Origin of the sequence: Micromonospora sp. NBC_00898, from assembly GCF_045207895.1 — a bacterium.
Classification (GTDB): domain Bacteria; phylum Actinomycetota; class Actinomycetes; order Mycobacteriales; family Micromonosporaceae; genus Micromonospora.
The window spans coordinates 6,529,116-6,552,339 of record NZ_CP108775.1; the positions used below are offsets into that span (position 1 = coordinate 6,529,116).

Genomic DNA, 23,224 nt, shown 5'->3' on the forward strand with positions numbered 1-23,224 from the left:
GGTGAGCCATGGCCGGGTCGCAGTCCGACGGTCGACTGTCGGATGTCAGGTTCCTGACCGTCGCCGAGGTGGCGACGGTCATGCGGGTCTCCAAGATGACGGTCTACCGTCTCGTACACAGCGGTGAACTGACCGCGGTACGGGTGGGCCGGTCGTTCCGGGTGCCCGAGCACGCCGTCCACGAGTATCTCCGGGGCGCGTTTCAGGAAACCGCCTGACGCACCGCCGACCGCTGCGGCGAGTGCGACGTAACGGGCATCGACGGGGCCGCGTTGGTCCTGCTGACCCACTCCGGCTACCCTGGACCCGACCGTGACCGCACTCTGGTGCGCCCTGCCCACCACGCTGGTCCGGTCCGTTGTCCGCAAGCGGTCGCCGACGCCACCTGTCGTGGTGTCTCCCGGTCCGCCCCGCACGTTGCATCGAAAGGCTGTCGTATGGGCTCGGTGGTCAAGAAGCGCCGCAAGCGCATGGCTAAGAAGAAGCACCGCAAGCTGCTGCGCAAGACCCGCGTCCAGCGTCGCCGTCTCGGCAAGTGACCGGGGCCGGGCCAGGGCCCGGCATCCGGCACCACTTGCCAACTGTCGACTCTCGGAGGCACAGGTGATCAGGCCGCGGACGTCCCGGCTCGATCCCGCCTGCCAACCAAGGCGCACGACATGACCCCCGGTGGCACCCCAGGTGCTCCGGGGGTCGTCGTCGTCACCGGGGTCGGCCGCTACCTCGGCGCCCACGTCGCCGCCCGGCTCGCCGCCGACCCCCGGATCGAACGGGTCATCGGCGTCGACCCGGCCACCCCCGGTCCCGAGTTCACCGACCTGCTCGACCGGGTCGAACGGATCCGTCTCGACCTCGACTCGCTCGGCGGCCTCCTCGCCGACCTGGAGGTCGACGCCGTCGTCCACCTGGCGCTGGTCAGCGCCCCCGACCCTCAGCACGGCGGCCGGGCGGCGATGAAGGAACAGAACGTCATCGGCACCATGCAACTGCTCGCCGCCTGCCAGCGGGCGCCCCGGCTGCGCAAGCTCGTGGTCCGCTCGTCGACCGCCGCGTACGGCGCGTCGTTCCGCGACCCGGCGGTCTTCACCGAGGAGACCGAGCCGCGCGAGGTGCCGCGCGGCGGCTTCGGCCGCGACATCCTCGACATCGAGGGGTACGTCCGCGGCTTCCGCCGCCGCCGACCCGACGTCACCGCCACCGTGCTGCGCTTCGCGCCGTTCATCGGCTCCACCGCGGACACCACGCTGACCCGCTACTTCTCCCAGCCGGTGGTGCCCACCGTCTTCGGCCGCGACCCGCGGTTGCAGTTCGTCCACTTCGACGACGCGCTCGAGGTGCTGCACCGGTCGATCGTCGAGGAGCACCCGGGGACGTACAACGTCGCCGGCCCGGGCGTGCTCTCCCTCACCCAGGCGATCCGCCGGGCCGGCCGGGTGGCCATGCCGGTGCTGGAGCCCGGCCTCTCCGGCGCGGCAGCGGTCGCCCGCAACCTCGGCTTCGGCCGCTACGGGTTGGACCAGGTCGACCTCTTCGTGCACGGTCGGGTGGTGGACACCACCAGGCTCGAGCGGGAGTACGGCTTCACGCCGCGCTCGACCGCCGCCGCGTTCGACGACTTCATCCGCGCCCACCACGGCGGTGCGGTGGTGAGCCGGCAGCAGCTCGCCGCGGCCGAGCAGTTGGTGCTGGAGGGCATCCGGCAGGTCCGCTCAGCCGTGCGGGAGCGGCCGTGAGCGGCCGGGACGAGCGGCGCGACGGCCGGTACGACGTACCGATGACGGTGGCCGGGCCGGACGCGCAGCCGGCGCGGCGCAACGGACACCACCGGACGGCGGCGGCCGCCGCCGACCCGGCGGTGCACGACGAGCCGGACACCGCGGCGACGGACGAGCCGGTCGCCGTGCCGGCCCGACGACCCGCCGTGCCGGACCAGGCGACGGCCGAGGAGTTGGACCAGCCGGCGGCGGACGACCCGGTGGCCGGGACCGTCGGTCCCGGCGCGGCCGAAGCGACCAGGGGTGGCTCGACCCGGGGCGACGCGGCCCCGGAGGACGGCGGCGCGGTGGAGCCGGTCGGGCCGGCGGTGGCGGACCGACCGGGGGAGCACTGGGACCGCAAGGTGGCCAAGGGGCTCGCCTTCCTGCGGCGCCGGCTCTCCGGCGACTACGAGGTCGACGAGTTCGGCTTCGACCCCGACCTCACCGACGCCGTGTTCCACCCGCTGGTCCGGCTGCTGTACCGGGACTGGTTCCGCACCGAGGTCGGCGGCCTGGAGAACGTGCCGGCCGACGGGCCCGCGCTGGTGGTCGGCAACCACTCCGGCACGGTGGCGCTGGACGCGCTGATCCTCTCCGCAGCCCTGCACGACCAGCACCCGGCGCGCCGCTACCTGCGGCTCCTCGGCGCCGACCTGGTCTTCCGGATGCCGGTGGTCTCCGAGATCGCGCGCAAGACCGGCGGCACGGTCGCCTGCAACCCGGACGCCGAGCGGCTGCTCGGCAACGGTGAGCTGGTCGGTGTCTTCCCGGAGGGCTTCAAGGGCGTCGGCAAGCTCTACTCGGACCGCTACAAGCTCCAGCGGTTCGGTCGGGGCGGGTTCGTCTCGGCGGCGTTGCGTACCGGCACCCCGATCGTGCCGGTGGCCATCGTCGGCGGCGAGGAGATCTATCCGATGCTCGCCGACATCAAGCCGCTCGCCCGGCTGCTCAAGCTGCCCTACTTCCCGGTCACGCCGACGTTCCCGTGGCTCGGGCCGTTGGGCATGGTGCCGCTGCCGAGCAAGTGGCTGATCGAGTTCTGCCCACCGATTCCGACCGCGCACCTGACCGACTCGGCCGACGATCCGCTGGTCGTCTTCAACCTCGCCGACCAGGTCCGGGAGACCATCCAGCAGACCCTGCACCGGCTCCTCGAACGACGCCCCGACCCGTTCGGCCCCTGAGGGGACGCGTCGCCGTCAGGGGGTCCGGCGGCGGCGGTGCAGCGCCAGGCCGGCGGAGACCGCCCCGGCGACCAGCCCGGCGGCGGCGGTGGACGGTACGGCGATCTTGACCGCGCGACGGCCGGTGCGGAAGTCCCGGACGTCCCAGCCACGCTCGCGGGCCTGCCGGAGCAGGGCGGCGTCCGGGTTGACCGCCACCGGGTGCCCCACCGTGGTGAGCATCGGCAGGTCGTTGGCGGAGTCGCTGTACGCGGCGCAGCGGGTCAGGTCCAGCCCCTCGACCGCGGCGAGCTGGGTGACCGCCTCCGCCTTCGCCGGACCGTGCATGAGCTCGCCGACCAGCCGCCCGGTGTACGCCCCGTCGACCACCTCGGCCACCGTCCCGATCGCGCCGGTCAGGCCGAGCCGGGCGGCGATCACCCGGCCGATCTCCACCGGGGCGGCGCTGACCAGCCAGACCCGCTGACCGCTGTCCAGGTGGCGTTGGGCCAGCTTGCGGGTGCCCGCCCAGATCCGCGGGGCCATCAGCTCGTCGAAGATCTCGTCGGCGAGCCGCTCGACGTCCTCCACCCGCCAGCCGTGGATGAAGGCGAGCGCGGCCTCCTTGGCCTGCGACATGTCCCCGGCGTGCTCGGTGGCGAGCAGCCGGAACTTCGCCTGCTGCCAGGCGAATCGGGCAAGGTCACCGGTGGTGAAGTACTTGCGGGCGGCCAGCCCGCGGGCGAACCAGTAGATCGAGGCGCCCTGCATCACCGTGTTGTCGACGTCGAAGAAGGCCGCCGCGGTCGGGTCCGGCGTGGGGGTGGTCGGCGGCGCCTGCTCGGTTTCCGACCAGCCGGCGGTGTGGCCGTGGACATCGGTGCTGACCGTGACCTTCCGGGTGCGCACGCGACCTCCCTCCGCTCGACGACCGCGACACGTGTTCCCACGGCGAGCGTAGCCGGACATCGGTGACGGCCGGTCGTACGTGCGACGAACTGTGGCGTGGACGGCTGTCCCGCCGGCCGGGTCAGCGCACGCCGGGGCAGCTGCCCGGGGCCGGGCCCAGCGCGTCGCTGGCGGTCGGCGTCGGCAGCCCGCAGGCGATCGCCGAGCGGAGCGCATCGGAGCGCTTGCGGACGGCGTCGAGCAGGGCGAGCGAGCGTCGGGTGCGGTCGCGTTCGACGTGGTCGACCCGGTCGAGCAGCCCGTTGACCGCCCGCCGCTGGCCGGTGACGAAGACGTTCACCGCGTCCAGGCCGGCCGGGTCGGAGCGCTGCGCGGCGACGGCGGTGAGCAGCCGTACGCCCTGGCGGGTGTCGGCGTCCATGTCGTCGAGGACGGCGCTGAACCCGATCTGGTCGCCGCGTACCGTGGCGGCTTCGTCGAGCCGGGTCCGGGCGAAGTCGAGGAAGAGCTGACCGCGGCTGAGGTCCGAGCTGGCCAGGGCGAGCTGGGCCCGTTCGGTGGAGCGCTTCATGCCGTAGAGCGCATCGCCGGGCAGCGCGTTCTCGCTGGCGGCGGAGATGCCGGAGAGGGCGACGGCGCCGGCGGCGATGCCGACCAGGATCGCGCCCCGGGCGCGGGCCCGCCGGGCGGTGACCGCCGGCAGGAGCGAACCGCGGGTTCCGGTGCCGGCCGCCGCGGTGTTGTCGGTCTTCGCTGTGGCCGGGTTGCCGATGCCCTCCCGCTCGGCCGTGGCCACCAGCATCGCCCGCAGTCCGGTGCGGAACTCCGCGCCGGACTCGACGTCGGGCCGCTCGGTGGTGAGCCGCTGGCTGACCGCGACGAGCGCGGCGAGTTCGTCGTCGACCCGGGAGCGCGCGTGGTGACGCCGGCCGCCGTTGGCCTCGTCGAGGAGCTGTGCGAAGCGCTCGGCGCGCCGACGGGAGAAGAGGTCGCTGTCCACCGCAGGCACCTCCTCTCGCTGGTCACGGCCGGTCGGGCCGTATTCGTCACCAGCGACCGGTGGCAGCGTGACGCCGACGGGCGACCAGGATGGTCGACCGTGTCCGCCGGACCCGGGTGGCCCGGGGGACGCCGGGACAACCACTGGTCGCACCCGGAGAAACGGTCCGCGGCGGGTGGCGGTTACGGGGCCGGCGGAGGCGAAATCACGAAGAGTGATCGTTGTCACAGGCCGGAGACGCCGCGCGCCCGCCCACGGTACGAGGGCGGGCCGGCGCGGTAGGCGTCGCTCAGGGCTGGAAACCGTCGGGCAGCAGCCGGGCCAGCGCCCGCACCGCCCGGTACTGCAGCGCCTTGATCGCGCCCTCGTTCTTGCCCATCGCGCGGGCGGTCTCGGCCACCGAGAAGCCCTGGAGGAAGCGGAGCACGATGCACTCCTGCTGCTCCGGGTTGAGCTGCTTGACCGCGGTGAGCAGGGCGACGTTGGTGATGTGCTCGACGACCGCGGCCTCCGGGCTGCCCTCCGGCCCGCGGTCCTCCCGGTCCGCGTCGAGCACGTCCCCGGTGGTGACCTCCAGCCGGTAGCGACCGGACTTGAAGTGGTCGGCGACCAGGTTCCGGGCGATGGTGACCAGCCAGGCGCCCAGGTCCCGGCCCTGCCAGGTGAAGCTGCCGATCCGCTTGAGCGCCCGGAGGAAGGTGTCGGAGGTCAGGTCCTCGGCCAGCTGCCGGTTGCCGACCCGGAAGTAGACGAACCGGAAGACGGTGTCGACGTACCGGTCGTAGATCAGGCCGAAGGCCTCGGCCTCGCCGGCCTGGGCGCGCTCGACCAGGGTCCAGACCTCGGTGGCCGGGTCCGACGGGTCGGGGCGGCTCGGGAAGCCGGTGGCGGTGGCCGGCTCGGCGGGTACCGCGGGCAGCACGGCGGTGTCCGCGGCCGGCACCGCCGGCAGGACGGCCGTCTCGCCGGCCGACGGGTCGGCGGCCGGGGTCGTCTCCGCGCTGCGGCGGCCCTGCGCGGGCATGGTCGGGCGGGACGGCGCGCTCACCCGGCTCGCGTTGCCACCCGGCAGTGCCGGGCGGGGTGGCGCCTCGTTGTGGTGCGGGCGGTTGCGGACCCGACGGGCACCCTCGCCGCGGACGGCGAGGCCCCACGAGCTCTCCGTCGTGCCGCGCGGCGTCTGCTCCAGCCGCTCGTTGACCGGCGTCCTCGGTGTCGGACCGGTCAGGCCGGCCGGCCGCTCCGCATAACCGAAGGTGGTCACCGGGCCTCCCCGATCCACGCGGGGCACGACCGTGCCGGATGCCGCGGCGTCGCCGCGGGACCGGGTACGCCCCGGTCGGGCAGGGCCGTTCCGGGACGTGCCGACGGGCGGCAGATCCCCTTGAGGTGCTGGTCCAATGCGCTCACAGGCACGGGGGCCTCCTCGGGCTGAGGGGTGTCGACTCACGGCAAATGGGGCGAGCCGACCCGAGTGATGATAGGGCCAACGTCACCCACGCGTGGCAAGTCCGTTACACAGGGCGGAAGTATTTCCCTCCCTGTCGCACGAATGGCGGACCCGTTGTCCGTCGTGTGCGGTTGACTTTGCCGGCGGAAGCTGGTCCGGAGTGGAAAGTCCTGGTCGGAGCGATTTCGCCCCGCCCTTCGGCGTGTCGCGGCGGCACTTCCGCGGCGGCGCCGTCGGGCCGGAGGGGGGAAGGCCCGGCGCCCCTTCCCGGGTCCCGTCGGCGGGACCGGACGGCCGTCCCGGCCGTACGGACGCACGGGCATGGTCGGCCGGCCGCCGCTGTGCCAGACTCAGCCACCGTGCAGGACGCAGCCGACAGTTCCGCGCCGAACCTCGCCGACCGGCTCCGCCGGGCGGCCCTCGCCCACGGCGACCGCCCCGCGTTGCACTGGCGGGAAAACACCCTCACCTGGTCCGAACTGGACGCCGCGGTGACCGCCACGGCCCGGGCGCTCGCCGCCGCGGCGCCGGCCGGCCCGCCCGGCGACCGGCACCCGCCCCGGGTGGCCGTGTCGTTCGGCAACACACCTGACTTCGTGGTCAGCTACCTGGCGGTGCTGCGCGCCGGTCTGGTCGCGGTGCCGGTCAACCCCGGCCTCACCGCCCGGGAACTGCGGCACGTGCTCGCCGACTCCGGCGCCGCCGTGCTGATCTGCGCCCCGCAGGTGCGGGACCGGGTCGCCGGCCTCGCCGCCGAGCTGCCCGCGCTGACCGCCGTGCACACCGCACCGCCGGTGACCGAGGGTGACGCCCCGGAGGCGTTCCCGACCCGGGGCGGTGAGGACCTGGCGGTGCTGCTCTACACCTCCGGTACCGAGGGCCGGCCGAAGGGCGCGATGCTGTCGCACCGCGCCCTGGCCGCCAACCACGAGCAGGTCGGCCGGATCACCCCGCCGGTGGTCGGGCCCGAGGACACCGTGCTGCTCGCGCTGCCGCTCTTCCACGCGTACGGGCTGAATTCCGGCCTGGGGGCGGTCGTCCACCACGGCGCCACCGGGGTGCTCGTCGACGAGCTCGGCCCGACCGGGGCGCTCGACGAGATCGCCCGGCACCGGGTCAGCGTGCTGATCGGCGTACCGTCGATGTTCCTGACCTGGGCCGACGCGGACCGCGACGCGGTGGCGGCGGCGACGACGTCGGTCCGGGTGGCGGTCTGCGGCGCGGCGCCGCTGCCGCCCGCGACCGCGGCGCGGTTCGCCGAGGTCGCCGGTCGCCCGCCGCACGTCGGGTACGGCCTGACCGAGACCGCCCCGGTGCTCACCTCCACCCTGGTCGGCGGGGAGCCGAAGCCCGGCTCGATCGGCCGCCCGCTGCCCGGCGTGGACCTGCGCCTGGTCGGGCCCGACGGCGCCGACCTGTGGCCGGACGCCGGGACCGCGCCCCAGGACGACCCGGACGAGCCGGACCTCTCCGACGACGAGCCGGGCACCGACCCGGGCGAGATCGTGGTGCGGGGCGCGAACCTGTTCGCCGGCTACTGGCCGGACGGCCGGGGCGGCCCGGACGCCGACGGCTGGTGGGCCACCGGCGACGTCGCGTACGCCGACTCCGGCGGCGACCTCTTCCTGGTCGACCGGCTCGGCGAGCTGATCCTGGTCAACGGCTTCAACGTCTACCCGCACGAGGTGGAGCTGGTGCTCGACGCGCATCCCGAGGTGGCCGAGTCGGCCGTCCTGGGGGTGCCGCACCCGCGGACCGGCGAGACTGTCCGGGCGTACGTGGTGCGGACGCCCGGCTCCGCCGTGACGGAGGCGGACCTGCTCGCCCACTGCGCGCGCAACCTGGCCCGGTTCAAGTGCCCGACCGCCGTCGAGTTCGTCGACACGCTGCCGTACTCGGCGATCGGCAAGGTACGCAAGACCCAGCTCCGCCCGTCGGCGCCCCCGGTGCCGTCCCCGGCTCCGCCGACCGAGATCCGCACGGAGGTACCCGATGTCCACTGACGCCCGGCTCACCCTGATCACCCGGCCCGACTGCCACCTCTGCGAGGACGCGAAGGCGGCGCTCGACCGGGTGGTCGCGGTCACCGGCGACCGGTGGATCGAGAAGGACGTCACGGACGACATCGAGCTGGAACGCGAGTACGGCGACCGGTTGCCGGTGGTGCTGCTGGACGGCAAGGAGCACGGCTACTGGCGGGTCGAGGAGGACCGGCTGCTGCGGGACCTGACCACCCCGCAGCTCTGAGCCCGCCCCGGAGCTCGATTATGGTGCTGCGATGACCCCTGTGCGGCGCCACCTGGTGTGGGACTGGAACGGCACCCTCCTCGACGACCTCGACCTGGTGGTCCGGGCCACCAACGTGGCCTTCGCCAGCGCCGGCGGGCCGGCAGTCAGCGCCGACGAGCACCGGGTGCGGTTCCGCCGGCCGATCGCGGAGTACTACGCCGAGATGCTGGGCCAGGCGATCGACGACGAGGCGTTCGGCCGGCTCGACCGGATCTTCCACGACGCGTACCGGGCGGAGCTGACCAGCTGCGAGCTGGCCGCCGACGCGACCGCCGCCATCGCGGCCTGGCCGGGCAGCCAGTCGCTGCTGTCCATGTGGTTCCACGACGAGCTGGTGCCGACCGTGCACACCTACGGCCTGACCCCGCACTTCGCCCGGGTGGACGGTCTGCGGTCGGCGGTCGGCGGCGGCCACAAGGCGGCGTGGCTGGAGAAGCACCTGGCCGAGCTGGGGCTGTCCGGCGCTGAGGCGGTGCTGATCGGCGACTCCCTCGACGACGCCGACGCGGCCACCTCGGTCGGCGCCCGCTGCGTCCTCTACACCGGCGGCATCTCCGACCCCACCCGCCTCCGCGCCTCCGGCCACCCGACAGCGGACACCCTCACCCAGGCCGTAACCCTCGCCCACACCCTCCCCTGACGGGCGCTGACTTCCCGGGGTGGGGTCAGGCGCGGAGGTGGGTCAGGACGGCGAGGACGCGGCGGTGGTGGTGGGTGGCGTCGGGGGGGAGGTCGAGTTTGGTGAAGATGTTTCTCACGTGCTTCTCGACGGCGCCGTCGCTGACCACCAGGGCTCTGGCGATGGCGGTGTTCGAGCGGCCCTCGGCCATCAGGGCGAGCACCTCGCGCTCGCGGGGGGTCAGGTCCCGCAGCGGGTCGTCGCGGCGGCGGCGGACCAGCAACTGGCCGACCACCTCAGGGTCGAGCACCGTGCCGCCGGCGGCCACCCGGTTCAGCGTGTCCAGGAACTCGTCGATCGCGGCCACCCGGTCCTTGAGCAGGTAGCCGATCCCGCCACCGCCGGCCCCGCCGGTGGTCGCCAGCAGGTCGTCGGCGTACGACACCTCGACGTACTGGGAGAGCACCAGCACCGGCGTACGCGGCACCAGCCGGCGGGCCTCCACCGCCGCCCGCAGCCCCTCGTCGGTGTGTGAGGGCGGCATCCGCACGTCCACCACCGAGACGTCCGGCCGGTGCGCCACCACCGCCTCGACCAGCGCGTCACCGTCACCGACGGCGGCCACCACCTCGTGTCCCGATTCGGTCAGCAGCCGGACCAGCCCCTCCCGGAGCAGCACGGCGTCGTCCGCGATCACCACCCGCATGGTTCCGGTGTCTACCACGCCGCCGCCACCCGGGGTCCGGCGCGCCCGCGGTGCGCCGAGCGACCGGGCCGCTCGGGGCGGCCGCCGGCCCGGCCGGGGCGGGCCGACTCAGCGGGGCAGCTCGGCGTGGATCACGGTCGGCCCGCCGGCCGGGCTGACCACGTCGAGCGTGCCGCCGATCGCCCGCACCCGGTCGGCGATGCCGGCCAGCCCGTGCCCCTTGGACAGGTGGGCGCCGCCCACCCCGTCGTCGCGTACGGCGATCTCCAGCCGGCCGACCCGGCGGGTGACCTCGACCTGGCACGAGCTGGCCTGGCTGTGCTTGGCGACGTTGGTCAGCGCCTCCGCCACCACGAAGTACGCGGTGTTCTCCACCACCGGGTCGAGCCGCCCGGTGGGCGTGCCCAGCTCTGGGTCGATCACCAGCTCGACCGGGACCAGGGCGCGGGCGGCGAGCGCCGCCAGGGCGCTGGGCAGGCCGCGGTCCACCAGGATCGGCGGGGCGATGCCCCGGGACAGCGCGCGCAGCTCGCCGAGGGTCTCCCGGGTCTGGGTGACCGCCTCGTCCAGGGTCCGGCCGGCGGCCTCCGGGTCGGCGGCGAGCTGCTGGCGGGCCCGGCTCAGGTCCATGGCGAGCCGGACCAGCCGCTGCTGCGGGCCGTCGTGGATGTCCCGTTCCAGCCGGCGCAGGGCGGACGCCTCCGCCGAGGCGGCGGCCTTCTTCTGCTCCTCGAGCGTGGTGATCCGGTTGCGCATCTCGGCCACCCCGGTCAACAGGGACCGGGCCAGACCGGCCTGGAGCAGGGCGCAGGCCCGGGCCAGCAGGGGCAGGGTGAACAGGCAGAACACGCCGAGCGCGGTGTTCAGGGCGATCCGCGCGCCGGCCCCGTCACCCATCCCGAGCAGCTGGCTGAGGTCCTGGTCGTCGGGGCCGCGGGGGATGGCCCAGTCGTACGCGCCGTAGAGCGTGCCCGTGACGGCGACCGCCCACCAGACGAGCAGCAGCACGAAGGTCGGCAGCGCCACCAGCAGCTTGAGCAGGCCGTGCGCCAGGTCGAGCCAGGACTGCGCGTCGCGCATCGGGGTGAAGACCCGCCGCCAGAGCTTCGCGCCCGGCTCGGGGACCAGGTACTCGGGGCGTACCCGGGGCTGGCGCAGCACGGCGGGGAGCCGCAGCCGTTCGATGTCGGCCAGCCCACGGGCCACGTAGAGGGTGCCGGCGAGGACGGGCAGGCCGACGGTGGTCACCAGCAGGCCGGCGCTGAGTGAGATCCCCGCCACCACCACCACGAAGCCGGCGATGGCCAGGGGCAGGCCGAGCAGCACGTAGCCGGAGTCGCGCAGGAGTTGGCGGCCGACGCCGCGGACGGGTGCCGGGGCCGGCGTGGTGGCCAGGGGAATCGTGGTCATGCCAAGGAGGCTATGGGCGACGGCCGGCCGGTCCCATCCCGTGTGCCCGCCTCTCCGGGTGGGGTTTTCCCTACCGCGGCCGGCCGGCGGGACCGGCCGCGGGAGTGACGCCGGACCCGGATCTGCGGTGACACAGCGCGACGGAGCGCGCGCGATTGGTCAGAGAAGTCGGGATTGAGCAATAATCGCCGAGCGGCGCCGATGGAGCCCGTCAGATCGATCTTGTGGAATGGAGGGGCAGGTGGAGGCGCGTCGCGGGCCAGCAAGATCGCGATTTGTGCACGTCTTCACAAGCGCCTACTCTGTAGTTCCGACGCGCCCTGCTAGCACAGCCGGCAACATCGGTCGCCAGCGGGAGTCCCGAAACGACCGGCCGCCGAAGCTGGTCGAGGATCGCACCGCACGGAGTCTCATGAGTCAGCACCGTCACCCTGGCGCGCCCGGCCACGCCGGTGCCGTACCGGCGCTCCCGGACCTGCCCGAGGCGACCGTCGCGCGGCTCCCGGAATACCTTCGCGCGCTGCACAACCTCGCCGACACCGGCCACGAGACGGTGTCCAGCGAGGGCCTGGCGAACGCCGTCGGCGTCAACTCGGCGAAGCTGCGCAAGGACCTCTCCCACCTCGGCTCGTACGGCACCCGGGGCGTCGGCTATGACGTGGCCCTGCTGATCGAGCAGATCGAGTCGGTGCTGGGCCTCACCCAGTGCCGCTCGGTCGCCCTGGTCGGCGTGGGTAATCTCGGTCACGCCCTGGCCGGGTACGACGGCTTCGCCAGCCGCGGCTTCCGGATCGCCGCGCTCTTCGACGCGGACCCGTCCCGGGTCGGCGAGCAGATAAACGGGCTGGTCGTCCGGCATGTCGACGAGCTGCCCCGGGTCGCCGTCGAAGAGTTGATCTCGATCGGCGTGATCGCCACCCCGGCCCCGGCCGCCCAGGCCGTCGCCGACCAGCTCGTCGCCGTCGGCGTGACGAGCATCCTCAACTTCGCGCCGTGCGTACTCTCGGTTCCGGAGGGGGTCGACGTGCGCAAGGTCGACCTCGCGATCGAACTGCAGATCCTGTCCTTCCACGAGCACCGCAAGGCGTCGCTGACCGCGCTGCCCGGCACCCCCGGGGCCGCCCTCACCGCCCTGCCCGGCGGGCTCGCGGCCACCGACACCCAGGAGGCGATCGGCACGTGAAACTGCTCGCTGTCGGCGCGTCCCACCGCACCGCCCCGGTCGCCACGCTGGAGCAGCTGGCGGTGACCCCCGCCGACCTCACCCGCACCCTGGACCGCCTGGTCGCCCAGCCGTACGTCGCCGAGGCCGTGCTCGTCTCCACCTGCAACCGGGTGGAGGTCTACGCGGCCGTCACCGGCTTCCACGGCGGCCTCGGCGACATCTGCGCCGTGCTGGCCGAGCAGGCCGGCGCCCCGCCGGCGGCGCTGGCCAACCACCTCTACGTGCACTACGACGCCGCCGCCGTCGACCACGTCTTCCGGGTCGCCGCCGGGCTGGACTCGATGGTGGTCGGCGAGGCGCAGATCCTCGGCCAGCTCCGGGACGCGTACCACTGGGCCAGCGGCGCCGACTCCGCCGGGCGGCTGCTGCACGAGCTGATGCAGCAGGCCCTGCGGGTGGGCAAGCGGGCGCACGCCGAGACCAACATCGACCGGGCCGGTCAGAGCGTGGTCACCGCCGCGCTGGACCTGGCCGCCGGCCTCCTCGACGGCGACCTCGCCGGCCGGCCCGCCATGGTGGTCGGGGCCGGCGCGATGGGCTCGCTGGGCGTGGCGACGCTCTCCCGGCTGGGCGCCGGGCCGCTCACCGTGACCAACCGGGGCGCCGACCGGGCCGTCCGGCTGGCCGAGTCGTACGGCGCCAACGCGGTCCCGATGGCCGAACTGGTCGACGCCCTTTCCACAGTGGACATCGTGGTGGCCGCCACCGCGGCCACCGAACCGGTCCTCACCCGCGACGTGGTGACCCGAGCGCTGGCCCGCCGGGACGCCGACCGGGGCCCGCTGGTCCTGCTCGACCTGGCCGTCCCGCGCGACGTCGAGGCGGGGGTGGCCGGGCTGGCCGGCGTCGAGGTGATCGACATCGACCGGATGGCGGCGATCCTCGCCGACGGGCCGGCCGCCGCCGACGCCGCCGAGGTCAGCCGGATCGTGACGACCGAGGTCGAGGCGTTCCTGTCCTGGCTGCGCGGCGCCGACGTGGCGCCCACCGTGGCCGCCCTGCGCGGGCGCGCCGACGACGTGGTGACCGCCGAGCTGCGCCGGCTCGCCCAGCGTCGCCCCGACTTCAGCGACGACCAGCGCGCCGAGGTGGCCCGGACGGTGCACCGGGTGGTGCAGCGGCTGCTCCACCAGCCCACCGTGCGGGTCCGCCAGCTCGCCGCCGAGCCGGGCGGCGACCAGTACGCGGCCCTGCTGCGCGAGCTGTTCGACCTGGAAGTGCCGCAGACCTCGCCGGTCGACACCGTTCCCGACGTGGTCGAGGTCGACCCGGCCGGACGGCCGTCGTTCGAGGTCGCGGACGTGCCGGTGACCGACTCCGACGTCCCGTCCACCGGAGGTGCGCGATGACCGCCCCCCTGCGCCTCGGCACCCGGGGCAGCGCCCTGGCGATGGCCCAGTCCGGCCAGATCGCCGAGGCCCTCACCCTGGCCACCGGCCGCGCGGTCGAGCTGGTCGAGGTGGTGACCGCCGGGGACCGCTCCTCGGCCCCGGTGCACCGGCTCGGCGTCGGCGTCTTCGTCTCCGCCCTGCGGGACGCGCTGACCGCCCGCACCATCGACTTCGCCGTCCACTCGTACAAGGACCTGCCGACGGCGGCGGCCCCCGGGCTGCACATCGCCGCGGTGCCGAGCCGGCAGGACCCGCGCGACGCGCTGGTCGCCAAGGGTGGCCGTACCCTCGCCGAGCTGCCGCCCGGCGCGCTGGTCGGTACCGGCGCGTTGCGCCGCATCGCCCAGCTGCACGCCCTCGGCATGCAGCTCGAGGTCACCCCGATCCGGGGCAACGTCGACACCCGCCTCGGTCGGGTGCTCGGCCCGGACGCCGACCTCGACGCCGTGGTCCTGGCCCGCGCCGGGCTGGCCCGGCTCGGCCGGACCGACGTGATCACCGAGACGCTCGACCCGATGCTGATGCTGCCCGCGCCCGCCCAGGGCGCGCTGGCCGTGGAATGCCGGATCGACGACCCCGACCTGGTCGAGCTGCTCGCGGTGCTCGACCACGCACCGTCCCGCGCCGCGGTCACCGCGGAACGGGCACTGCTGGCCACCCTGGAGGCCGGGTGCAGCGCACCGGTCGCCGCCTACGGCGAACTCGCCGAGGGTGAGACCGGCGAGGAGATCTACCTGCGCGGGGCGGTGATCAGCCCGGACGGTACCCGTGACCTCCGGCTGTCCCGCACCGGAACGCCCGCCGACGCGGCGGAGATCGGCAAGGCACTCGCCGCCGAACTCCTCGAACTCGGCGCCGACTCGATCCTCGGCCAAGAAGGACACGCCGGCCCGGGGACCCAGCAATTTGGGAGCACAGAATGACCCGCACCCGTAAGCCCGTAGGCCGCATCGCGTTCGTCGGGGCCGGCCCCGGCGACCCGGGCCTGCTGACCCGCCGGGCGCACGACGCCCTGGTCGACGCCGACCAGGTGGTGTACGACCGGGGAGTCCCCGAGTCGCTGCTCGACCACGTCCGTGCCCAGGCCAAGTCCGACGCCCAGTTCAGCCCCGCCGAGGGCGTACCGGGGGACGTGGCGAAGGTGCTGATCTCCGCGGCCCGCTCCGGGCAGAACGCGGTGCACCTGGTCGCCGGTGACCCGTTCGGCCACGACTCGGTGGTCAAGGAGGTGCAGGCGGTTGCGCGTACCGCCGCGCACTTCGAGGTGGTCCCGGGCGTCGGCCAGGCCGAGGGCGTGGCCACCTACGCGGGTGTGCCGCTGCCGGGGGTGCGGACCGCCGCCGACGTCGAGGACGTCAGCACGCTCGACTTCGACGCGCTGGCCGCCGCGGTCGGCCGGGGCTCGCTGGCCCTGGCCGTGGACGCCGGCGACCTGGCCGCGGTCCGGGACGGCCTGCTGGCCGCCGGAGTGGACGGCACCACCGGCGTCGGGGTGACCGGCGACGGCACCGGCGAGACGCAGTACACCACCACGTCGAGCGTGGACTCGTTCGTCGCGGCGGCGCTCGGCTTCACCGGCCGGGTCGTGCTGACCATCGGTGCGGGCGTTTCCGACCGCGACAAGCTGAGCTGGTGGGAGAACCGGCCGCTGTACGGCTGGAAGGTGCTCGTCCCCCGGACCAAGGAGCAGGCCGGTGCGATGAGCGCCCGGCTGCGCGCGTACGGGGCGATCCCGTGTGAGGTGCCGACCATCGCGGTCGAGCCGCCGCGTACCCCCGCCCAGATGGAGCGGGCGGTCAAGGGCCTGGTCGACGGCCGGTACGCCTGGGTGATCTTCACCTCGGTGAACGCGGTCCGCGCGGTGTGGGAGAAGTTCGCCGAGCACGGCCTGGACGCCCGGCACTTCGGCGGCGTCAAGATCGCCTGCATCGGCGAGGCGACCGCCGAGGCGGTCCGCGCGTTCGGCATCCAGCCGGAGCTGGTCCCGTCCGGGGAGCAGTCCTCCGAAGGGCTGCTGGCCGAGTTCTCGCCGCACGACGAGATCCTCGACCCGGTGGGTCGGGTGCTGCTGCCGCGCGCCGACATCGCCACCGAGACCCTCGCCGCCGGGCTCACCGAGCGCGGCTGGGAGGTCGACGACGTGACCGCGTACCGGACCGTCCGGGCCGCCCCGCCGCCCGCCGAGATCCGCGACGCGATCAAGTCGGGTGGGTTCGACGCGGTGCTCTTCACCTCGTCCTCCACCGTCCGGAACCTGGTCGGCATCGCCGGGAAGCCGCACGCGCGTACCGTTGTTGCCGTGATCGGCCCCAAGACGGCGGAGACCGCCACGGAGTTCGGCCTGCGGGTCGACGTGCAGCCTCAGCACGCCTCGGTGCCCGACCTGGTGGAGGCGCTCGCCGCCTACGCCGTCGAGCTGCGCGAGAAGCTCGCCGCCATGCCGGCGAAGCAGCGCCGCGGTTCGAAGGTGCAGGGGCCGACCGCCCTGCGGTTCCGGTAGTCGCCAAGGAGGCCTGTCATGCCGTACCCCGAGATCCGGCCCCGCCGGCTGCGCCGTAACGCGGCCGTGCGGCGGCTGGTGTCCGAGACCCGCGTCGACCCGGCCGAGCTGGTCGTGCCGATGTTCGTCAAGGAGGGGCTGACCGCGCCGCGGGCCATCGCGTCGCTCCCGGGGGTGCTCCAGCACTCCCGGGACTCGCTGCGCAAGGCCGCCGTCGAGGCGGTCCAGGCCGGGGTCGGCGGGATCATGCTCTTCGGGGTGCCGGCGTCGCGTGACGAGCGCGGCTCCGGTGGCATCGACCCGAACGGCATCCTCAACGTGGCGATCCGGGATGTGGTCGCCGAGGTCGGCGACGCCACGGCGGTGATGAGCGACCTCTGCCTGGACGAGTTCACCTCGCACGGGCACTGCGGCCTGCTCACCCCGGACGGTGGCGTCGACAACGACGCCACGCTCGAGGCGTACGCGCAGATGGCCGTGGCCCAGGCGAACGCCGGGGTCGGCGTGGTCGGGCCGTCCGGGATGATGGACGGCCAGGTCGGCGTGGTCCGCCGGGCCCTGGACGCCGCGGGCCACCAGGACGTCGCGGTGCTCGCGTACGCGGTGAAGTACGCCTCCGCGTTCTACGGCCCCTTCCGGGACGCGGTGGAGTCGGCCCTGGAGGGCGACCGGCGCACCTACCAGCAGGACCCGGCGAACCTGCGGGAGTCGCTGCGCGAGGTCGAGCTGGACGTCGCCGAGGGCGCCGACATGGTAATGGTCAAGCCGGCGCTGCCCTACCTCGACGTGGTCGCGGCGGTCCGGGCCGCGGTGGACGTCCCGGTCGCCGCCTACCAGGTCTCCGGCGAGTACGCGATGGTCGAGGCGGCTGCCGCGAACGGCTGGATCGACCGGGAGCGGGTGATGCTGGAGACGCTCACCTCGATCCGGCGGGCCGGCGCGCAGATCATCCTCAGCTACTGGGCGGTCGAGGCCGCCCAGCTGCTCCGCCAGCGCTACTGAACGGTGACGGTCACCACCTTCAGCACTTCCTCCACGGAGTAGACCCGACGGGCCCCGGCGGGCAGTTCGGCCCAGGCCACCCGGAGCAACGTGTCGTCGGCCCAGGCGAGCCCCTGGATGCCGCCGGGCACGGGAATCCGGCGGGGAGTGCCGATCGCCTGGTCGACGCGGAGGTTGCCGGTGCCGGTTTCGTAGACGGCCACCCGTTGCTGTCCGCCGTGGTCGGGGAGGAAGTACGGGACGGCGACCAACCGGCCGTCCGGGGAGAGCCGAAGCCCGTTCATGCAGATCCCGTCGGCCGTCAACCGCGCGATCCGCTTTCCGTCGGCGAGCCGGCGTACGTCCGTGCGGCAGGGCGAGTCGGTGCGCTGCTCGGCCAACCGGTCGGAACCGACCGCGGTCTGGCTGGCCGCCATCAGGTCGACGCCCGCGGTCGACGACCGGAGCAGGGTCCGCTCCCGGCCGGTGGTCAGCTCGTGCGCGACGATCCCCTCGTCCCGGGCCAGGTAGGCGTACCGCTGGTCGGCGCCGAGCAGCTCGACGCTCCGACCCTTGATTCGTACCTCCCGGCTGATCTCCACGGCGTCGTCCGGACCGAGCACCACCAGCTTGATCGACAGGCCCTCGACGTTCGGGCCGTCGGTACGCCGCACCCCGGGCATCAGGTCGGTGTACAGGAGCCCGACCAGCCGCCCGTCCGGCAGCGCCGCGCCGAGGCCGAAGTCCTTCGGCGTCCGGTGCCGCCGCACCGACCCGTCCGGTAGCACCTCACCCCCGCCGCGCAGGCCGACCTCCGGCCCTCTGCCGCGGTCGAGCCGCCAGGTGTTCGGATCCACCGCGATCATCAGTCGCTGCGCCGGCTCGGCGGGCCGGTTGGTGGACGGTGGCGGCGCCGGCACGGGGCTGGCCGGCGCGGGTGCGGTGGTCGCGGGCCGTGCCGGCCGGCTCCCGGCCAGCAGCGGGACCGCACCGCCGGTGAGCGCGACCAGCACGACCAGACCGCCCGCGGTCGCCGCGGCCCGACGCCGTCGCCGGGCACGGGCCCGCCGGCGTACGTTCGCGAGATCGCCCACGTGCGGCGGGGTCGCCAGCGCGGCGCGACGCACCAGGTCGGCCAGATCCTCGGGTACGACGTTCACGGTCACTCCTTCTCGGCCAGCGCGACCCGCAGCTCCGCCAGACCACGGGAGAGGCGGCTGCGTACCGTGCCCTCGGTCAGGTTGAGCACCGCGGCGGTCTCGGCGGTGGAGAGGTCCAGCAGGACCCGGCAGACGATCACCGTGCGCTGGCCGGTGGGCAGTCGGTCCAGGGCCGACCGGGCGGCCAGGCCGGCCGGGTCGGGCGCCGCCACCGGTGCCTGCCAGTCGTCGGCCGGTGGCCGTTCCCGCCGTACCTTTCGCCACCACGAGGTGGCCCAGTTCAGCCCGACGCGGAACACCCAACCCGCCGGGTTGTCGAGCCTGCGGACCCGGTCCCAGCGCGCGTACGCCCGGGCCATCGCCTCGTCGGCGGCCTCCCGCGCCACGGCCGGGTTTCCGACGGCCAGCGCGAGCGCCCGGTGGATCCGGTCCAGGTGTTCCCGGTAGAACTGCTCGAACGGCAGCTCCGCCCGGGCACCGGCCGGCACCGCGCAGTCGGGCGTCAGCTCTTCCACTGCACTGGCCGGCGCTGCCGGGTGGCTTCCCATGCCAGGTACACGCCCGGCCCCGGCCGGGTGTTCCATCGGTTCACTCCCATTCCTGACACTCGACGCGACCGGCGGCCCACGCCGAGCGCTCGCCCTCACCGGCGGCCCACGCCGAGCGAGGATGATGTCCTCACCCGGACCGGTGGCCTGCGCCGAGCGACCAGTAGTGTCCACGTCCTTTGCTCTGCTGCAGTCCACGCAACACTGGGAGCGCTCAAGTGTTGCGTGGGCTGCAGCAGAGCAAAGGGGCCGAGACAGAACCTGGCGGTGGCGGGCCGACGCGCGCGCGGCGGTCGCACGGCTCTGTCCACAGCTTTGTCCACAGGGGTTGCCGGTGGTGTGTCCCGGTGGGCAGGGTTTCGGCATGGCTTCCGCGCTCGATCCACCGCCGACCGGGCCAACGATCGGTCGTGTCCCGATCGCCGGCCTGGTCCGGCAGGCCCGCCGGATCGCCGGGCTCGGCCAGCGGCAGATGGCCCGCTTCGCGAAGGTGGCGCCGTCGACCGTGGGCAGGGTGGAGGCCGGCGGGATGACGGTTTCCGTTGCACCTGAAGCTGATCCTCGACCCGGAGCCCGGCGAGTGGTGGGCGGACATCTACGGCCTGGCCCGGCCGCCCGAGACCTTCCACCGCTGCCCGATCGACCGGGAGGCGCGCCGCCGGCGCAGCCAGTGGGAGGTGCGGGTGGCGAAGTACCGCGGCGTGCCGGCCCCGGAGGACCCGCGGCGGTGGACGTACTGAAACGGCCCGTCGTCCAGCCGGTGAGCTGGACGACGGGCCGCCTCGGGGTGCACTGTCAGTCGTCGTTGGTGATGGTCCCGACGGCGACCGGATCGGCGAGCTGGAGCCCCGGCACGCCCGCCACGAAGAGCTTCAGCTGCTCGTCCGCCTCGGCCTTCCGGTCACCGCGGACGGTGACCGGGAAGGCGATCGACGTCTGCCCGGCGGCCAGCGTGCGGCAGCCGACGTACGGGTCGTAGTCCGACCCGGCCGACGCGGTGGTGCCGTAGGTGGTGGCGCAGATCAGCGCCGGCTCGGAGAGCGGCCGGGACAGCGTCACCGTGAACGTCAGGGCGGTGTCGCCCTTGTCGCCCTCGGCCACGGACGCGTCCGCCACGGTCAGCGACGCCCGGGAGCGGAACCGGGCCACCTGCGGGTCGTGGTCGCTGGCGCCCCGGTCGCCGAGGCCCTCGGCGTCCGTCGGGTAGTCGGCGTTGATGTGCGCCGAGCGGATCTGCACCAGGTCGTCGTGAAGCTTGCCGTTGACGAAGAGGTTGTCCAGCGTCTGCGCCTGCCCGCTGAAGGTGTACGAGTACGCCGCCGCCGGCACGTCCGCGACCAGGTCGTCCCAGAGGTTGTGCATGCCGGCCTGGTACAGCGGGCCGAGCTGGTCCGACGGGGTCGGGTTGTCCCCGGTGGCGATCGGGTCGTCCGGGCGCGGGAAGACGTTCAGGTCACCGCCGTAGACGATCCGGGCGTCCGGGTCGCTCGCCTCGATGGCCTCGATCAGCGCGGCGCCGTACGCGGCCTGCTCCCGCCGCTGCCCGACGCGGCTGTCCGGACCGGACGAGAAGTGGTTGCTCAGCGCCCAGAGCGTGTAGTGCTCGGTCGAGCCGGGCGCCGCCGCCACGGTGAACTTTCCGAGCTGCGGCGCTCGGGTGTAGACGTTCGCGCCGTCCACGCCGGTGGACCGGTCCACATCGGCCGGCAGCACCGCGTTGAGCGACTTCGGGTTCTGTACGTCCGCGTTGGCCGGCAGCCCCGCCGAGCGGTAGTCCACCATCGGGGCGGTGCCCAGCAGCGGGTCGGTGGCGGTCGCCTCGGCCAGCGTCAGCCGGTCGGTCCGGTAGAGGAACGCCGAGGTGATGCCCCGGGCGTCCGCGCCGGTCCGGTCGTACGCGGCGGCGTAGGCGGGGCCGCCGTTGGCCGCGATGGTCAGCGCCAGCTCCTGGATGGTGTCGGGCGCGCCGTCGGCGTCGTTCGTGGTCCCGCAGGCCAGCTTGCCGTCGACGACCGCGCAGATGTCCTGGTCCTCGGCCTCCTGGACCATCACCAGGTCGGGGCTGTGCAGGGCGTCGACGATCTGCCGGGCCTCGACGCCCAGCCGCTGGGTGTACGCGGCCTCGCTGGCCGGCACGTAGTCGAACGGCGGGGTGACTCCGGTGCAGCCCGCGTTGCCGGCGAAGTCGCAGCCGTCGAACGGGTCGTCCCGGTAGTCGTACAGGTTCTCCAGGTTGTAGGTGGCGACCGCGACCTCGGTGTTCCGGTTCGCCGGCTCCGGCGGGTTGTTCTCCGACGGGTCCGCGCCACCGGTGAGGGTCAGCTGCTCGGGCTGGACGCTGTACTTGCTGAACGCGTACGAGATGGCGCCGTAGGCGTCCTCGGTCAGCGTGTCGTAGGTGCGGGCCTCCGGCAGCAGCGCGGTCGAGTCACCGGCGGTGGCCTTCACCCCGCCCGCGCCCAGCAGGACGCGCTGGTTGTTGCCGTTGTCGAAGAGCTGGCCGGGGAGGTCGTCCAGCGGGTGCGCGTCCCGGAACACCCGGCGGGCGTACGGGTCGGTCCGCTTCATGATCGGGTCTTCGCGGTCCACCACGTAGATCTCGGAGTCGGCGCTGGAGGCGTAGATGTGCCGCGGGGCGGAGACCCCGCTGCCCGAGCGGACCCGCATCCGGGCGCCCTCGTGCCGCTCCCAGAACAGGTCGGCGCCCGCCGCGTCGGCCGGCGGCGTCGCGTCGTCGACCCGCACGGCGGTGTCGACGTCCAGGCCGGAGTCCAGTTTGCGGACCAGGGAGGCGCTGGAGAGCTGGGTCTGGTTGAAGTACTCGGACACCCGGCCGCGCAGCACCACCTCATCGCCGACGGTCGGCGTGTAGCCGCCGATCAGCGTGGTGAATGAGCCGGTGAAGACGAAGATGCCGTCCGAGCTGAGCGGGTCGCCGTCCTCAGTGCCCGTGCGGCTCTGCAGGTAGAAGCCGTTCTGCTCGGCGCCGGCGGAGGTGCGGGTGAGCGACTTCTGGGTGATCACGCCGCGCACGTCGTACAGGGCGGAGCTGGTGCCGTTGCCGCTGGCCGGGGCGAGCGGCGACCGGTCGGTGGGGCCGTTCTCGGCGTCGCCGGTGCGGCCCTGCACCTCGCCCACCGACAGCACCGCGGTGGCCTGCACGGTGAGCGTGCAGGTGGCGGTCGCGCCGTCGGCGTCGGTCGAGGTCACGGTCACGGCGTACGCGCCGGCGGAGAGGCCGGTGGCGGTGAGCGTGGCGGTGGCGGTGCCGCCGGCCGAGCCGGCCGGGGCGAACGCGGTACGGCTGATCGAGCCGGACGCGGGCGCCGGGCTCACCGCGGTGACCGCGAGGTCGGTGATCGTGTCGTCCGCGTCGGTGGCGGTGACGTCGCGGGTGGCCGTGCCGCCCGCCTCGACGGTCAGCGTGCCGCCGCAGTTCAGCGCGGCCGGCTGGTCGACCGGGCCGCCGCCGCTGTCGACGGAGTGGCTGCCCAGGCCGTCAAAGGTGTCGGTCGCGAAGCCGGCCCACTGGGCGGCCGGGTCGAAGGCGTCCGACGGGTCGGTGTCCCCGGCGGTCACCGCGGGGAGCCGACGCAGGGTGTTGTCGGCGGTGCTGGTCAGCCCGGTGCCCCACTCGGTGCCCGGGTCGACGCCGACCTGGCCGATCGAGTCGACCACCGTGCCGCCCCTGCGCAGCACGATCGCGTCGTCGCCGTTGAACAGCGAGCCGCCGTACGTCTGGTCGGCCTGGCCGAGGATCGCCGGCGCGGCCGAGGAGGCGGCGAGGACGAACACGTCCCCGGTGGCGACCGTGCCGGTCAGGGCGACGTTCGTCGACGTGCTGGCGCCGTTGAAGTAGAGCTGGAGCTGGTAGCCGGCGGCGGTCAGGTCGACCGGGGCGCCGGTGCCGTTGTAGAGCTCGATCGCCTTGTTGTTGGACGAGCCCTCGACGTACTCGGCGATGAACAGATCGCTGGGCGCGGCGCTGGCCGCGGGGGGTGCGACGCCGATGGCCGTGACGGAGACGGCGGCGGTCGTCGCGAGCGCGGCAAAGGTGCGGCGCGGGCGCATGAGGCCTCCACGATGGGTGGACGGGAACAAACGCACGTTAAGGGG

General features: G+C 74.1%; 21 protein-coding genes. 13 read left to right on the forward strand and 8 right to left on the reverse strand.

Translation table 11 applies throughout. The annotated features are described in order from the left end of the window. Positions 1–8 precede the first annotated feature (8 nt). The 4 genes from OG799_RS31785 to OG799_RS31800 all read left to right on the forward strand — a co-directional run bounded on the left by OG799_RS31785 (position 9) and on the right by OG799_RS31800 (position 2,941). Positions 9–218, forward strand: a complete 210-nt coding sequence (locus OG799_RS31785; RefSeq protein ID WP_089005106.1) for a helix-turn-helix domain-containing protein — start codon at positions 9–11, stop codon at positions 216–218. Between the two features lie 219 nt (positions 219–437). Further along, positions 438–539, forward strand: coding sequence for a 30S ribosomal protein bS22 (locus OG799_RS31790; RefSeq protein WP_007465623.1), 102 nt, complete (start codon positions 438–440; stop codon positions 537–539). A gap of 120 nt (positions 540–659) precedes the next feature. Then, positions 660–1,733: an NAD-dependent epimerase/dehydratase family protein gene (locus OG799_RS31795; protein ID WP_406040455.1), complete on the forward strand. Its 1,074-nt coding sequence runs from the start codon at positions 660–662 to the stop codon at positions 1,731–1,733. Positions 1,734–2,062: 329 nt separating this feature from the next. Next, positions 2,063–2,941: a lysophospholipid acyltransferase family protein gene (locus OG799_RS31800; protein ID WP_406046466.1), complete on the forward strand. Its 879-nt coding sequence runs from the start codon at positions 2,063–2,065 to the stop codon at positions 2,939–2,941. Positions 2,942–2,956: 15 nt separating this feature from the next. Here OG799_RS31800 and OG799_RS31805 read toward each other — a convergent pair whose 3' ends face one another. The 3 genes from OG799_RS31805 to OG799_RS31815 form a co-directional block, all read right to left on the reverse strand. Further along, positions 2,957–3,829 (reverse strand): HAD family hydrolase, encoded by an 873-nt coding sequence (locus tag OG799_RS31805; RefSeq protein WP_406040457.1) that lies wholly within the window; start codon positions 3,827–3,829, stop codon positions 2,957–2,959. 121 nt (positions 3,830–3,950) lie between these two features. Next, a complete protein-coding gene (locus OG799_RS31810) occupies positions 3,951–4,829 on the reverse strand; it encodes a DUF5667 domain-containing protein (RefSeq protein ID WP_406040459.1) in 879 nt (292 codons plus the stop codon). A 289-nt stretch (positions 4,830–5,118) separates the two neighbouring features. Next, complete coding sequence (locus OG799_RS31815; RefSeq protein WP_406040461.1) at positions 5,119–6,093, reverse strand: ECF subfamily RNA polymerase sigma factor, BldN family; 975 nt, start codon at positions 6,091–6,093, stop codon at positions 5,119–5,121. Positions 6,094–6,638: 545 nt separating this feature from the next. On the opposite strand from OG799_RS31815, the gene OG799_RS31820 reads away from it, so the two are divergent. Genes OG799_RS31820 through OG799_RS31830 form a run of 3 tightly spaced genes read left to right on the forward strand, consistent with a single transcriptional unit; the run spans position 6,639 to position 9,208 of the window. Next, complete coding sequence (locus OG799_RS31820) at positions 6,639–8,282, forward strand: AMP-binding protein (protein ID WP_406040463.1); 1,644 nt, start codon at positions 6,639–6,641, stop codon at positions 8,280–8,282. Next, positions 8,272–8,526 (forward strand): glutaredoxin family protein, encoded by a 255-nt coding sequence (locus OG799_RS31825; RefSeq protein WP_406040465.1) that lies wholly within the window; start codon positions 8,272–8,274, stop codon positions 8,524–8,526. The genes OG799_RS31820 and OG799_RS31825 overlap by 11 nt, the downstream gene beginning before the upstream one ends. Before the next feature lie 31 nt (positions 8,527–8,557). After that, positions 8,558–9,208 carry an HAD family hydrolase gene (locus OG799_RS31830; protein WP_406040467.1) on the forward strand — a complete coding sequence of 217 codons (651 nt, stop codon included), beginning with the start codon at positions 8,558–8,560 and terminating at the stop codon, positions 9,206–9,208. 25 nt (positions 9,209–9,233) lie between these two features. Here OG799_RS31830 and OG799_RS31835 read toward each other — a convergent pair whose 3' ends face one another. Then, positions 9,234–9,893 (reverse strand): response regulator transcription factor, encoded by a 660-nt coding sequence (locus OG799_RS31835; RefSeq protein WP_406046467.1) that lies wholly within the window; start codon positions 9,891–9,893, stop codon positions 9,234–9,236. Between the two features lie 108 nt (positions 9,894–10,001). Continuing rightward, the gene (locus OG799_RS31840; protein ID WP_406040469.1) at positions 10,002–11,303 is read right to left on the reverse strand and encodes a sensor histidine kinase; all 1,302 of its coding nucleotides are present in this window, start codon (positions 11,301–11,303) and stop codon (positions 10,002–10,004) included. Between the two features lie 412 nt (positions 11,304–11,715). On the opposite strand from OG799_RS31840, the gene OG799_RS31845 reads away from it, so the two are divergent. The 5 genes from OG799_RS31845 to hemB are packed head-to-tail and all read left to right on the forward strand — an operon-like array spanning position 11,716 to position 17,421. Further along, positions 11,716–12,486 carry a redox-sensing transcriptional repressor Rex gene (locus OG799_RS31845; RefSeq protein WP_406040471.1) on the forward strand — a complete coding sequence of 257 codons (771 nt, stop codon included), beginning with the start codon at positions 11,716–11,718 and terminating at the stop codon, positions 12,484–12,486. Then, positions 12,483–13,877, forward strand: a complete 1,395-nt coding sequence (locus tag OG799_RS31850; RefSeq protein ID WP_406040473.1) for a glutamyl-tRNA reductase — start codon at positions 12,483–12,485, stop codon at positions 13,875–13,877. The genes OG799_RS31845 and OG799_RS31850 overlap by 4 nt, the downstream gene beginning before the upstream one ends. Continuing rightward, entirely contained in the window at positions 13,874–14,842 is a 969-nt protein-coding gene (hemC, locus tag OG799_RS31855; protein ID WP_406040475.1) for a hydroxymethylbilane synthase, read from the forward strand. Before OG799_RS31850 ends, hemC begins: the two co-directional genes overlap by 4 nt. Next, positions 14,839–16,419 carry a uroporphyrinogen-III synthase gene (locus OG799_RS31860; RefSeq protein ID WP_406040477.1) on the forward strand — a complete coding sequence of 527 codons (1,581 nt, stop codon included), beginning with the start codon at positions 14,839–14,841 and terminating at the stop codon, positions 16,417–16,419. The genes hemC and OG799_RS31860 overlap by 4 nt, the downstream gene beginning before the upstream one ends. A gap of 18 nt (positions 16,420–16,437) precedes the next feature. Further along, positions 16,438–17,421, forward strand: coding sequence for a porphobilinogen synthase (gene hemB, locus OG799_RS31865; RefSeq protein ID WP_406040479.1), 984 nt, complete (start codon positions 16,438–16,440; stop codon positions 17,419–17,421). On the opposite strand, the gene OG799_RS31870 is transcribed toward hemB, so the two are convergent. Beyond that, entirely contained in the window at positions 17,415–18,560 is a 1,146-nt protein-coding gene (locus tag OG799_RS31870) for a hypothetical protein (protein WP_406040481.1), read from the reverse strand. The two genes, hemB and OG799_RS31870, sit on opposite strands and share 7 nt — an antisense overlap. A 2-nt stretch (positions 18,561–18,562) precedes the next feature. Beyond that, complete coding sequence (locus tag OG799_RS31875; RefSeq protein WP_406040483.1) at positions 18,563–19,075, reverse strand: RNA polymerase sigma factor; 513 nt, start codon at positions 19,073–19,075, stop codon at positions 18,563–18,565. A 575-nt stretch (positions 19,076–19,650) separates the two neighbouring features. Here OG799_RS31875 and OG799_RS31880 point away from each other — a divergent pair. Continuing rightward, on the forward strand, positions 19,651–19,848 hold the full coding sequence (locus OG799_RS31880) for a hypothetical protein (RefSeq protein ID WP_406040485.1): 198 nt from the start codon (positions 19,651–19,653) through the stop codon (positions 19,846–19,848). Between the two features lie 55 nt (positions 19,849–19,903). Here the strand turns inward: OG799_RS31880 and OG799_RS31885 are convergent, their stop codons facing one another. After that, the gene (locus OG799_RS31885; RefSeq protein WP_406040487.1) at positions 19,904–23,179 is read right to left on the reverse strand and encodes a lamin tail domain-containing protein; all 3,276 of its coding nucleotides are present in this window, start codon (positions 23,177–23,179) and stop codon (positions 19,904–19,906) included. Between the last annotated feature and the right edge of the window lie 45 nt (positions 23,180–23,224).

Bases quoted from the DNA above. Each gene is read 5' to 3' on its own strand.
- OG799_RS31785 (WP_089005106.1), top strand. From the start codon at position 9: ATGGCCGGGTCGCAGTCCGACGGTCGACTGTCGGATGTCAGGTTCCTG.
- OG799_RS31790 (WP_007465623.1), top strand. From the start codon at position 438: ATGGGCTCGGTGGTCAAGAAGCGCCGCAAGCGCATGGCTAAGAAGAAG.
- OG799_RS31795 (WP_406040455.1), top strand. From the start codon at position 660: ATGACCCCCGGTGGCACCCCAGGTGCTCCGGGGGTCGTCGTCGTCACC.
- OG799_RS31825 (WP_406040465.1), top strand. From the start codon at position 8,272: ATGTCCACTGACGCCCGGCTCACCCTGATCACCCGGCCCGACTGCCAC.
- OG799_RS31830 (WP_406040467.1), top strand. From the start codon at position 8,558: ATGACCCCTGTGCGGCGCCACCTGGTGTGGGACTGGAACGGCACCCTC.
- OG799_RS31835 (WP_406046467.1), bottom strand. From the start codon at position 9,893: ATGCGGGTGGTGATCGCGGACGACGCCGTGCTGCTCCGGGAGGGGCTG.
- OG799_RS31840 (WP_406040469.1), bottom strand. From the start codon at position 11,303: ATGACCACGATTCCCCTGGCCACCACGCCGGCCCCGGCACCCGTCCGC.
- OG799_RS31845 (WP_406040471.1), top strand. From the start codon at position 11,716: ATGAGTCAGCACCGTCACCCTGGCGCGCCCGGCCACGCCGGTGCCGTA.
- hemC (WP_406040475.1), top strand. From the start codon at position 13,874: ATGACCGCCCCCCTGCGCCTCGGCACCCGGGGCAGCGCCCTGGCGATG.
- OG799_RS31860 (WP_406040477.1), top strand. From the start codon at position 14,839: ATGACCCGCACCCGTAAGCCCGTAGGCCGCATCGCGTTCGTCGGGGCC.
- hemB (WP_406040479.1), top strand. From the start codon at position 16,438: ATGCCGTACCCCGAGATCCGGCCCCGCCGGCTGCGCCGTAACGCGGCC.
- OG799_RS31885 (WP_406040487.1), bottom strand. From the start codon at position 23,179: ATGCGCCCGCGCCGCACCTTTGCCGCGCTCGCGACGACCGCCGCCGTC.